Source organism: Ligilactobacillus pabuli, assembly GCF_022836475.1.
In the GTDB taxonomy this organism is placed as follows: Bacteria; Bacillota; Bacilli; order Lactobacillales; family Lactobacillaceae; genus Ligilactobacillus; species Ligilactobacillus pabuli.
Genome location: NZ_BQXH01000010.1, coordinates 88,309 through 100,748, shown reverse-complemented (window position 1 = coordinate 100,748; position 12,440 = coordinate 88,309). Strand labels below are relative to the sequence as shown.

Sequence of the window (12,440 nt, the reverse complement as noted above, 5' to 3'; positions counted from 1 at the left end):
GATATCGTCCTCTCATGTTTTGTGTGGTAACTAATATGATAAACGATATTTCGCCACTATGGCGTTTTTTGTGTTAATTTTTTTAACTGGCTAACTTCATTTTAAAATTTCCCTCCCTTTTTTTATTGTGTTTCCCCTTAATTATTTCTTATTTCGCTGATAAATACAACTGTAATCCACTAAATTAACGCATTTTCACCAGACAATTTTTTGCAACATTAATTACTGTATTTGTTAGTTCCCCTAGTAATTTATTTGCCTTATCTTTTGGCCTAAAACTCTTGCTTTTTTTCAGTAAAGATGGTTATTATTATCAATGAAAAGGAGCTATCGGGTGTCGCCGATAACTCCTACCGCAATTCAGAAAAGGTCTAGAATCAGTTAACTAATTTCTAGACCTTTTTAATTAAGCTACTCAAAACAGTTTCTTCCGCCTATCAACACTCGGTCTTCAATATCTAAAACGCATTAAGGGCCAGTTCGCGATTATGCTCATCTCTTAAACGTCTCACTTTACTCTGTTATTTTGCCACCGCTTTAGTCCCCACACTAAGACCCCGACTACAATTACACCTGCAAGAATTACATAGAGCCACTCATCAACCACAACTAACATGTGGCGCCAAGCTTTGCCTGCATAATGCCCAACATTGATCAAAACGAAGTTCCAAATTAACGTTCCAACTAGTGTTAATAGGCTAAATTTGCCCAAGGGATATCTAGTCATGCCAGCCGGGATCGAAATCAAGCTTCTGATAACCGGTAAACACCGCCCTCCTAAAATAGTCCAGCCTCCATATTTGTTAAAGAAAGTGGCAGTTTTATCAATATCACTGGCTTTAATTCGCAAAATTCTGCCACCCTTGCTGGCTGCAAAACGCTTCAACTGGTCAACATTTAAACACCGTCCCACCGCATATAAAATTAATGCTCCTAGATAAGCACCAACTGTGGCCGCAATCGTGGCTCCAATCAGACTAAGGTTCGTCTGTAAAGTTGAGTAGCCCGCAAAAACCAGCACGACTTCGGATGGAATCGGGGGAAAAACATTCTCTAATGCAATCAAGAAGGCGATGCCAACGTAGCCATACTGCTCGATTGCTGCGGTAATCATTTCTGTTTCCAAATGGTTGCCTCATTTCCAAGTTATTTAGTTCAAGCATACCAAGTGCACAGACTGCACGGCAACTTTAACCAGCCAATGCTAGAAATTTTTAAATTTTCTGCTCCAAATCAGCTAGGCCACCCCTCAGTGTACTTTACTGAAACCAAAAAAAGGCCCTGACTCTTTCACTGGAGCCAGGGCCTTAGATTTACAAGATTTCGAGCACGTATTTTTTACCACAATTGGGCTAAGCTAACTTTTCACCTGTACAACCCGCTAGTTAAGGTCAGCAATTGTTTGCTCGCCGTACATTGACTGCCAATCCTTTTTAAAATCGTGAACTGCAGCTGCGATCATTGGTGCATTTAAGCCAGCCGCAATGACATCAGTCCCGATCGTCACTGCCTGTGCACCATTTTTCAGGGCAGAAGTAACTTGGGCAACGTTATGTAAACTGGCAGCTAAAATCTTAGTTTGACTATGACTCATTTCAATGGCTTGGGCCAGTTCAGCAATTACGCTCGCCGCGTCAATGTTCATGTTCATCATCCGGTTATAGTAAGGAGCTAAATAATCTGCCCCCGCCGCAATCGCTAGTTCTCCTTGGAAAACAGTATAAATAGCGGTCGCCGTAATGTGCACATTCTCCTTTTTCAGCTGTTTCATCGCTTCCAGTCCAGCCGGATCAGTTGGGATTTTAATATATACATCGTGATCAATTTCTTGCAAAACTCGGTGTGCATCTGCCACGATTTCTGCCGTGGTCTCACCAACAGCTTGCACATGCAGCGTTTTGTCAGGTCCAATGATCTGTCGAATTGCACGCAAATGTTCAAAGAAATCCACGTGCCCCTCTTTTTTGATAATTGTGGGATTTGACGTTACTCCACTCAGGTTTAACATTTGATGGTACTTTTTGATTTCAGCTAAGTTTACTGTATCAACTAAAATTTCCATTAGGTCAACAACTCCATTTCTAAATGCTTTGTTCCGTTCTTTCAATAATGTCATCCTGGGTTTCTTTGGATAATCCCACGAAGAAGGCCGAATAACCTGCGACTCTAACGATCAAATCTCAATGCTTATCAGGATGCTCTTGCGCATCAACTAATGTTTTTCTATCAACCACGTTGTATTGCACATGATAGCCATGCAGACGATTAAAGAAGGTGCGTAACAACAGAACTAATTTTTCACAGTTAGCAGGACTTCTGAGTAATTGCGGTGACATTTTCTGATTCAACAACACTCCACCCGTGATCGCCTTGGTGTTTAACTTAGAAACACTCTTGAAGACAGCCGTTGGTCCATCGGTATCCATCGAATGCGATGGAGAGCAGCCTTCAGACAATGGTGTTCGCGCAAATCTGCCGTCTGGAGTTGCCAACGTACTATGTCCCTGACCAACATTAGCGGAAATTGAAGACGTTCCTGCATACCGCGTCCCGCCGATTGGTCCTCTGCCATAACGAGTATTCTTATATTTAGAAATTTCATCAATATATGGTTCGTAAGCTTGAACGATCAATTGATCGACTTCATCGTTGTCGTTACCATACTTAGGCGCGTCATTCACTAACATTTGGCGCAGCTTTTCTTGACCTGGTCCCTGGAAATTGTCCGTTAGAGCTTGCCATAATTCCTGTTGGGTGATCTTCTTTTCTTCAAAGACTAGCTTTTTAATAGCAGCTAGCGAGTCTGCCAAATTAGCAATTCCGACCTGTAACCCACTGATAAAGTCGTAAATCGTACCGCCTTCTTTGATCGTCTTACCTCGACCAATACAATCTTCAGTTAGTACCGAACATAAAATATCTGGGTAGTTTTGTTCCAAAGCTAAGTCACAGGTATTTTCGATGATCACACTCTGACGCGTGATTTCCCGCAGCGACTGATCCCAGGCAGTGAACAATTCGTCATAGGACTTCATTTCTGTGAAATGCCCGTAATTTGGCAAAAGTTGCTTGCCGGATTCAGGATCACGCCCGCCATTCATCACGATCAATAGCGTCCGTGGGAAGTTAATAAAACTCATTCCGGTACAACGGTAGCCCCATTTGCCAGGAACTGCGGTTTCGACACAGCCGATCGCACTATAATTATAGGCGTCTTCTTTTTTAACCCCTCTAGCGATGAAGGATGGAATAATGACCTCATCATTATTAAAAGCCGGCATCCCTAAACCTTCTTTAATTACTTCGACACATTGACGCATAAAGTGGTCGCTTAAGCCATGATGATAACGAACGGTCAAGTTTGGCTGCGGCAAGTGAGCCTGGGCGATCGCAGTTAAAATTAAGTAAGACATTGGATTGACCGCATCCTTGCCGTCCTTTGTTTGACCGCCGATCGTAATATTTTGGTAGAGTGGACTTCCTGCAGAAAACTCAGTGTGTGCCCAAGAACGAACTTTGTTGATGGTCAAAGTCTTCATGCACAAATTAGTCAGCAATTCCGTCGCTTTTTCAGCAGTGATCTTCCCTGCTTGTACATCATTTTCATAAAATGAGTTCAAATACTGGTCTAAACGTCCGTAAGAAACTGAGTGTCCGTTAGATTCAATTTGTAAGATCAAATGAACAAACCAGACAGCTTGAATTGCTTCGTAAAATGAGTCGGCTGGCTGATATGGAACTTTCCGCATGATCCGTGCAATTTCTAACAGCTCATCTTTTCTTTGCTGGTCGGTTGCATCTGCTGCTTCTTTTTCGGCTAGTTGAGCATAGCGATCGGCAAAGTCATGGACTGCCTTAATAACGATCAAACCTGCCTGGTAGAAATAAAGTTGTTTCTGCTGGTTAATATCTGTCAGGTCAAGCTGATCCATTTGTTCTTTGATCCGTTTCTCGTAGGAAACCAGACCGTATTTAATGACTGTCTCGTAGTTGACTGCAATATGCCCATCGCCAGAAGTAATATTGCCATCTGCCCCGATCAATCCTAAATCATAAAACAGTCGACTCTTTTCTGGAAATGCCGCATACCCGCGGTCTTCCAAGGTGTTGTGCTGCCAAAATGGCGCGATCTTTCTCAGCTGTTCTTTAGCCTCGTCAGTAATATAAAAGACGTCACCAGAACGTTTTTCAAAAGTATCCAGTTCATCGATCACCCAGTTCATTGAATATTCAGGAAAGACTGGTGCCCACCGGTTATGCTGTGCCTGATTACCAACCAGCAGTGTGTCTTTTTCAATGAAGATCGTCATCTTCTGTAAGATATGTTCCAACACCCGGGCCCGCAAAATGTCCACTTGCTGGTCTTGATATTGCTGATACGCTTCTGTCGTTAATAGCGCTCTTTCTGGGTCAACATAGGGTTTCGCATCAAAAATTTCTTCACGGTAACGTTGCATTTTTGCAGTTAATTTACCAAAATTACCAACAGTTTTTTTAGGTGCAACTTTTGTCATTACCATTTAAATAACCTCCTAAGGTTAAAACAAAACTACAGCAGTAAATTTTCTGTCTTTACCAGCCATTGATCTGTGCAGTGATCCCCGCATCTTGCAGTATTTTTTGATAGTTCAATAAATCTTCGCTATGGAGTTGGGCAACATCTTTCATTTGATATTCCCTGCCCAGATCAGCATACTTTTTTAAACCAAACTGGTGAAATGGCAGCAGTTCGACCCGCTTGACTCCCATTTTGCCAAAAAGTTCGCCAAAATGCTGGGCATCGTTATCCGTGTAATTAAACCCAGGGATCACTGGGATCCGAATACAATATTTTTTGCCTGAATCGATCACCGTTTGCATATTTTTTAAAATCATTTCATTAGTTCCGCCGGTCCCCTGCCGATGCAGCAGCGGACTCCACTGTTTACAATCAAAATAGATCAGGTCCATGTACGGATAAAATTCATTGAAAGTTTCTGGTTTAGTATAGCCAGTCGTTTCACAAGCAAGGTGAATGCCCTTTTCTTTGATGGCTTGTGCAAGTTTGATTGCAAAGGGCGCTTGGAACAAAACTTCCCCGCCAGAAAGCGTGACTCCGCCGCCTGATTCTTCATAAAAATCATAGTCTTGCATGATCACATCCATGATCTCTGCCACCGTCCGATACTCGCCGACCATGATCTGACAACCCTTAGCCTCGTCGTACATTTTCTCTGGCCGACGGGCTTGCGACTCAGGATTAGCACACCAGGCACACTTTAAGGGGCAACCCTTAAAAAATACGACAGTACGAATTCCTGGACCATCATTTAGACTAAATTTTTGAATGTTAAAGATCAAACCCTTGTCGTCATGATTAATTTTTCTTTTAGTTGACATCTTTTACACCTCATTTGGTTGGAACCGTTGCCTTTGACAAATGAATTATATCACATACAATGATAAGAGAACGGAAAAACTGACACTACCGGTTCAATGTAAACTGAATTTACACTTTGCATTTTAAATGGAGAATTAACTATGAAAGAAGATAAACGTGAGCTATTAGTCAGGATCTCTTATCTTTATTACATCAAAGGCTATACTCAACAACAAATCACTCAGGAACTAAATATTTATCGCACGACGATCAGCCGCTTTTTAAAGGAAGCTCAACAAGAACAAATTGTTTCCATTCAAATCGTGGGTTATGATCCCAAGCTGTTTGAATTAGAGTTGCGTATCAAAGCCTTAACAACTCTAAAGAAAGTAGTGATCGTCCCTAATTTTCCAACAGAAACTGAAAAACAAAAGGATGAGAATCTGTCAAAAAAGGCTGCGCAATACTTAAAAAGTACGATCAAGCCTCATTCTACCGTAGGCTTTGCCTGGGGAAAAAATCTAGCTGGGATGGTCGGACAGTTACGAAGTTTCAAAAATACCAATTCCTTATTTGTTCCTTTAGTTGGCGGGCCTAGCCGTTTTAATGCCGGTTACCACCCCAACAGTATTGTTTATAACTTTGCGCATCAGCTAGGCGGCCAGAGTTTATTTATTAACGAAACTGCGATTCAGCCCACTGCTTATCAACGCACTCAGCTGTATGAATCATTGGCTTTCAAAAAAATCTTTCGCGCCTGGGAACAACTGGACATCGCCTTTGTCGGCATTGGCGGCTCCTTGAAATCGAAGGGTAGCCACTGGCGCGACCTATTAACGGCCAAAGACATTGCCGAACTTACTGAGCGTGGCGCAGTTGGCGATTGTTGTTGTACTTTTTTTGATAAGAATGGCGAAGTTTTAAGCGGTCAGCTCTTAAATCGGACCGTCAGCATCCCCATTCAGATGTTGCGAAAAGTTCCCACTGTGGTTGGCGTCGCCCGTTCACTTGATAAAGTTAACTCGCTTGCTGCCATCTTGAAAATGAATTTGTTAGATGTCTTGATCATTGACGAGTTGACCGCTCAAAAACTTGTCACGCTCCTAGCCGACCGCTAACTTGCAACTTTCAGGGGAACTGATTCGCTTTTCGTTCCCTGCTCCTTAAATATACGAAATTCTGCTAGACCATTACAATTCAATCGGGAAATTTAATTTTAAGTTGTTAACAACCCAGGTCACTGAAACCGCGCTGTTACGGGCGCTAATTATCTTTTAGAATTTAAGCGTTGTTAAAAAAGCAGCACATTTGTGCACTTTCCAAAATTTTTAGGACGCAAAAAAATCCCTAACTCCGCAAAAAGAGTCAGGGATTTTTCTTAGTCGAGCTCCGTGTTTCAGATTCTTTTGCTTAACCAACAAAAGGACTACATCGCTAAAAGCTGCGATCTAGTCCTTTTGTCCGTTAATGCTCGGAATCTACCGAAACACTCCGCTCTGTTATTAATTAAAGTTTTTCTTTGTTAATGACGTTTAACTTGTCATCCAAGTCATAGACAACTGGTTGACCTGTAGCCATTTCCAAGTTGATGATATCGTCGTCTGAGATACCTTCAAGATACTTGGTCAAGGCACGTAATGAGTTACCATGAGCTGCGATGATGACATTCTTACCTGCTAAGAGGTCTGGGGCAATGTGGTCTTCCCAGAATGGCATAACACGTTCCAAAGTAACCTTCAAGTTTTCGCCGCCTGGAACAACATGTGGGTCCAAGTTAGCGTAACGACGTTCGTTCAATGCTGAACCTTCGTCATCTGACTTCAAAAGTGGTGGCAAAACATCATAAGAACGGCGCCATGTATGAACTTGTTCTTCACCAAATTTTTCAGCGGCTTCTTTTTTGTTTTGGCCTTGCAATGCACCATAATGACGTTCGTTCAAACGCCAGGTCTTGGTTTCAGGGATCCAGAGTTGGTCGCTTTCTTCCAAGGCAATATGCAATGTCTTGATGGCACGGGTTAAAACTGAAGTATAAGCTTGATCAAATTCGATCCCAGCTTCTTTAAGTTTCTTACCTGCTTCTGTAGCTTCCTGTACACCTTGTTCGCTTAGGTTAACATCAACCCAACCAGTAAAAAGGTTCTTTAAGTTCCATTCACTTTGTCCATGACGGATGAATACTAATTTTGGCATTTAGTACAGACCTCTTTCTTTAATGTATTTATTTTACCTCTTCATTTTACAATGAAATTTGAAAAATTAACAGTCTTTTGTGAAAATTTAAGCTTGATTTTCTTGCAGAGTTTTCACCAATGATGAAACTGCTGCTTGTAGATTTTCAGGTGTTGTCGCTAAATTGACCCGAATGTGCCCCGCACCGCTTTTGCCAAACATTTCACCAAAGTTCACTGCTAAGTGCGCTTCGTCTTGCACAATGTGCTTGAGCTGTCCTGGTTTGACTACTGTTGATAAATCGACCCAGGCCAAATAAGTCCCTTCCTGCTCTGTAAGTTTGATTGTTGGAAAAGCTGCTTGCAGATGTATTTTCAAATATTCGTAGTTAAAGCGGACCAAGTCTAAGAGTCCCTCCAACCAGTCAGCGCCATCGCGATAGGCGGCTTGCCCAGCAACCATTCCCAACAAGTTGCCCGCTGGTGCATGCAACAGATTTTGTTGCTGGTCATAGCGGTCACGTAACTGTGGATTAGGGATCACCACATGGCTGATCAATAAACTTGCCATGTTGAAAGTCTTTGAAGGTGAATCCACCATAATCAGATTATCCCGGTAAAAACCATCCTTGATCGACAGCGCCGACACGAACTTCTTCCCCGTTGGTAATAGGTCATGGTGAATTTCATCGCTGATCACCAGCACTTGTTCTTTGCGACACAATTCCAACAAGTCTGTCAGTTCTTCTTCGCTCCAAACACGCGCGACCGGATTATGCGGACTGCACAACATCAGTAATTTGACGTCGTTAGCGATGATTTCTTCTTCCATTTTATCCAGGTCCATCCGGTATTCATCTTCGATCTCGACCAGCTGATTAGCAACGACCTTGCGTCCTTGATCTTCAATCACGTGTCTAAACGGATGATAAACTGGTTCCATCAACATGATAGCATCCCCTGGTGCCGTCAAAAATTGCACCAAAGTACTCAAAGACTGGACAACGCCGGTCCCAAACCGAAGCCACTCCTTGTGCAATTCGATCCCATAACGCTCTTTTTGCCACTTAAAGTAGGCATCATAATAACCGTCTGGCGTGATCGAATAGCCAAAGGCCCCGTGAGCAACGCGTTTTTGTAAAGCTTGCACCGCACTTTCAGGAAGCTTGAATTCCGTATCAGCGATCCACAGCGGATAAAAGTCAGCTGATCCAAATTCAACTTCCATTCCGTCCCATTTGACAGAGTTTGTATTCCGGCGTTCCACCGCATATTTGGCAAGAAATTCATCCTTATTCATGTACTTTTAACTTCCTTTTCTTCCGTTTTTCCTTAGAACCGGTCTTGATCGATTTAATTCCTAACACCTCTAATAAGAAGATAAAGATCGGAATGCCGACGATCAGGCCCCAGGTCCCAAAAAGATGTTCCGAAACGAACAGCACCACAAAGGTATAAAAAATCGGCAAGTCCGTTTTGCTAGACATCAGCTTGGGATTCAAAACATATGATTCTAGGGTATGAATCAATAATAACATCAATAAAACGTAGGCGACCAGTTTCAAGCCTCCATCGCTATAAGCAATCAGTGCCATCGGAACCGCCGAAATGATTACCCCAGCGACGGGGATCATACTCAAGATAAAGACCATCACGACTAAACTGTCTAGCTGCGGCATCTTCATCAAACTCAGCCCCAGCAAGGTCAAGACCGTGTTGGCGATCGCAATCAAAAACTGTGCTTCTAAAACGACCCCAAAGGTATTCACAAAAATTTTGGCAAAATAATTGATGTCCTGAAAGAACCAGGCATATGGTCCACTTAAGAAATTGCGCGAAAATGAAAACATGCGGTCTTTTTCAATGGTAAAGAAAAAGCTCAATAACAGGGCCACCAACAACGAAACTCCAAATGAACCCAAGGTTGTCAGCGACTGAAGAATGATTCCTGCCCCATTTTTTAACTGGGTGGTGATATCATATTTGCTGAGAAAATCACTAATATATTCAATGACATCATTCGCTCCTTGCGGCGGATGTTGGTAAAAGGTGATCACTGATTTGACCGTTTCTTCAAACTGACCGATGATTTTCGGCGCATACTTGGTGATCACAAAGTAAATGCCGGATAATATCAAGGCGTACACCACCAAAACAATGGCGAGCCCAGGGATCTTGACCTTCCTTTGAATCGCGTTGATCAATCGGACTATCAAAAAGGTAAAGACAAAGGTTAATAAGATAGTGTTCATTAAACCTCTAAACAGGTACAAAACACCAATCACCAGTGCTAAAACAACGGCCCGCCTTAAACGGACATTATTAATAAATTTCTCCCAAATCGTCATTGATCTCTCTCCTCTTTTCTATGGCTGCTCTTATGCTGTAATTTTTAAACAAGCAGTCTCCCTCTCTCACGGACACTGCTCGGGTTTGAAGCTTAGTCGTGCTACTTCCGACTGGCTCCACTCTGTGTTTTTAGTCGAGCTACTCAAACCAGAAGATTCCGCTTAACCTGCTTTCAGTCACGATGCCAAAAGCGCATCATGCCTGGAAGCTTGTTAATGCTCATCCTCTAACCGGGTTAATCCGCTCTGTGTTTAAATTTCTAACAATTGCGCTGGCTGCTCCAACAAATAGTTTGGTTGTTCTGCCTTAATCGCCTGCATGTCATAAGCACCCCAACCTGCTGCAGCTGTCTGGACCCCTGCTCGTTTGCCCATTTGCAAATCAAAAATCGCATCACCAACCATCACTGACTTTTTCTGATTGAAATGATACTTTTCAACCAATTGCAAAATCCCATCGGGTGCCGGTTTGAAATGTTCCACTAAATCCGAGCCAATCAAATCTGTAAAGTACTGGTCGATCCCTAACTGCTCCAGATTTCGTGCTAACGGTTGTGAAGACTTACTGGAGACCACGTACAAGTGATTTCCAGCCTCCTTTAACCCTCGCAAAGCCTGTTCAATTCCTGGAAAGAGGCTCGTATTTTGTTCTTCAATTTCCGCATAGTAATTCCGAAAATTTTCATACATCTGTTCTAATTGCAGGTCATTGTCTTGCAAATTAGCCCAAACTGGGAAAGAAGTCTCAATTGGTAAGCCCATTTCAGTAAAAATCATTTCCCGTGTAGGAATCGTCAAACCGGCATCCGCAAACACCTTCTGGACTGCCAAAATCGAAGTCTCGCCTGAGTTAGCTAACGTATTATCAAAATCAAACAAAAAAGTTTCCATCTATTTCTCCATTCCTTATCTATGCGCTAAGTTCTTAATAGTTAGATTTTAACATTTTCAGCTCTTAAATGTGCAGCAGAATTAAACTTAAGTCAAAAAGACTCCCAACTTCCTAACACCACGTTTCTATGATTAATCTTCATAAGCATCTTTTTTCTCATCACGCACTTTTTATAATACAATTGAGCTAAACGTAAAAACAATTCACGGAGGCGATCAAGTGAGTACAAACGAAAACAAACAAAGTTATCCTTATGTCATTATCGGTGGAGGAATGGTTGCAGGGTATGCAATCAAAGGAATTCGACAAGAAGATCCTACTGGTGCAATTTTTGTCATTTCACAAGAAGCAGACGTTCCCTACGAAAGACCTGCTTTAAGTAAAAAATTGTGGTTAGATGATGAGTTCACAGAAGAAAACATCCGAATTGGTGCGGAAGATTACGCAGATGTGACTTTTAAGTTTAAAACAACCGTTACTAAAATTAACCGTGAGGACCATACCATTGAGTTGAATGATCACACCACGGTGCATTATGATCAATTACTGCTCGCAACCGGGGGCGAACCGCGCAAGATCAAAGGGCCAGAAGATCCACACGTTTTGACCTTCAGAAACTGGTCTGATTACCGCAAGCTCCGCAAATTCAGCGGCAAACAACAGCAGATCGTCATTATTGGCGGCGGCTTTGTCGGGACCGAATTGGCATCATCATTAACTCAAAATAATACTAAGGTCACGATGGTCTTCCCTGAAGAAAACCTTGGAGCTGGCAAGTTCCCAGAAGAAATTCGGGCCGAATATGAAGCAACCTTCAAAAAGAATGGTGTCAAGATTTTGAGTGGTCAACTAGTTGATGGTTACGAACGCGTTGATGATCATTTAGTCGTCACAACCGCCGATGGAACAAAGCTAGAAGCAGATACAATTTTAATTGGCTTAGGTGTCACACCACGCATTGAATTAGCGGAAGACAGTGATTTGGAATTAGCTGATCGTGGAGTTAAGGTTAATGAAAAATTACAAACAAGCGATCCTGCCATTTGGTCTGCGGGTGACATTGCTTCTTATCCTGACCAAATTTTGGGACGACAACGGATCGAACACGTTGACCATGCCCGACTTTCAGGTGAACTGGTGGGTCGTAACATGGCAGGTGCCAACGCCGCTTATACCCACACTCCTTATTTCTACTCGATGATTTTCGATATTTCCTGGCAAGCTGTGGGTAACATTAACCCTAGCTTGACACAAGTCTTTGACAAACGAGCAAGCGGCACGATCGTTTATTTCTTAGATAACGACAAATTAGCCGGCGTGTTAGTCTGGAACGTCACAGTTGACCTAAATGATGTACGCCAGTTATTAGCTAACCCACCTGCAAATGATGCGTTAGTTGGTTCACTTGCAGAAAAATAATAGTTAATCGCTCAGGCCAGTCTCTGTTAATAGGGGCTGGTTTTTTGGTGGTTAGACTAACCCGATAAATTTTTGGGAGACTTTTTTTCGAGCCTAATTTTGAGCGACTTTGGTCCACAAATTCTTTTCTGGACCAAACTTCGAGATACTTCGGTCCACAAATTGATTCCTGGACCAAATTTTGAGATACTTCGGTCCACAAATTGATTCCTGGACCAAACTTCGAGATATTTTGGTCCACAAATTCATTT

Annotated in this window: 9 protein-coding genes and 1 pseudogene; 2 read left to right on the top strand and 8 right to left on the bottom strand. The window is 42.4% G+C overall.

All coding sequences use genetic code 11. The annotated features are described in order from the left end of the window. Positions 1–508: 508 nt before the first annotated feature. The 4 genes and pseudogenes from LPAF129_RS06435 to LPAF129_RS06420 all read right to left on the bottom strand — a co-directional run bounded on the left by LPAF129_RS06435 (position 509) and on the right by LPAF129_RS06420 (position 5,379). Positions 509–1,126: a DedA family protein gene (locus LPAF129_RS06435; RefSeq protein WP_244055335.1), complete on the bottom strand. Its 618-nt coding sequence runs from the start codon at positions 1,124–1,126 to the stop codon at positions 509–511. Between the two features lie 255 nt (positions 1,127–1,381). After that, a complete protein-coding gene (locus tag LPAF129_RS06430) occupies positions 1,382–2,062 on the bottom strand; it encodes a fructose-6-phosphate aldolase (RefSeq protein ID WP_244055340.1) in 681 nt (226 codons plus the stop codon). A gap of 19 nt (positions 2,063–2,081) precedes the next feature. Further along, positions 2,082–4,520 (bottom strand): annotated as a pseudogene (locus LPAF129_RS06425) (glycyl radical protein). A gap of 52 nt (positions 4,521–4,572) precedes the next feature. Then, positions 4,573–5,379 carry a glycyl-radical enzyme activating protein gene (locus LPAF129_RS06420; RefSeq protein ID WP_244055334.1) on the bottom strand — a complete coding sequence of 269 codons (807 nt, stop codon included), beginning with the start codon at positions 5,377–5,379 and terminating at the stop codon, positions 4,573–4,575. A 141-nt stretch (positions 5,380–5,520) separates the two neighbouring features. Between LPAF129_RS06420 and LPAF129_RS06415 the strand changes: the two genes are divergently transcribed. Then, on the top strand, positions 5,521–6,477 hold the full coding sequence (locus LPAF129_RS06415; protein ID WP_244055333.1) for a sugar-binding transcriptional regulator: 957 nt from the start codon (positions 5,521–5,523) through the stop codon (positions 6,475–6,477). 388 nt (positions 6,478–6,865) lie between these two features. Here the strand turns inward: LPAF129_RS06415 and LPAF129_RS06410 are convergent, their stop codons facing one another. From LPAF129_RS06410 to LPAF129_RS06395, 4 genes are all read right to left on the bottom strand, one after another. After that, positions 6,866–7,552 (bottom strand): 2,3-diphosphoglycerate-dependent phosphoglycerate mutase, encoded by a 687-nt coding sequence (locus LPAF129_RS06410; RefSeq protein ID WP_244055332.1) that lies wholly within the window; start codon positions 7,550–7,552, stop codon positions 6,866–6,868. An 87-nt stretch (positions 7,553–7,639) separates the two neighbouring features. Then, positions 7,640–8,830 (bottom strand): MalY/PatB family protein, encoded by a 1,191-nt coding sequence (locus tag LPAF129_RS06405; RefSeq protein WP_244055331.1) that lies wholly within the window; start codon positions 8,828–8,830, stop codon positions 7,640–7,642. Next, positions 8,823–9,878: an AI-2E family transporter gene (locus LPAF129_RS06400; protein WP_244055330.1), complete on the bottom strand. Its 1,056-nt coding sequence runs from the start codon at positions 9,876–9,878 to the stop codon at positions 8,823–8,825. The genes LPAF129_RS06405 and LPAF129_RS06400 overlap by 8 nt, the downstream gene beginning before the upstream one ends. A gap of 252 nt (positions 9,879–10,130) precedes the next feature. Next, positions 10,131–10,769, bottom strand: a complete 639-nt coding sequence (locus LPAF129_RS06395; RefSeq protein WP_244055329.1) for an HAD family hydrolase — start codon at positions 10,767–10,769, stop codon at positions 10,131–10,133. Positions 10,770–10,989: 220 nt separating this feature from the next. Between LPAF129_RS06395 and LPAF129_RS06390 the strand changes: the two genes are divergently transcribed. Further along, entirely contained in the window at positions 10,990–12,189 is a 1,200-nt protein-coding gene (locus LPAF129_RS06390) for an NAD(P)/FAD-dependent oxidoreductase (protein WP_265747310.1), read from the top strand. The last annotated feature ends 251 nt before the right edge of the window (positions 12,190–12,440 follow it).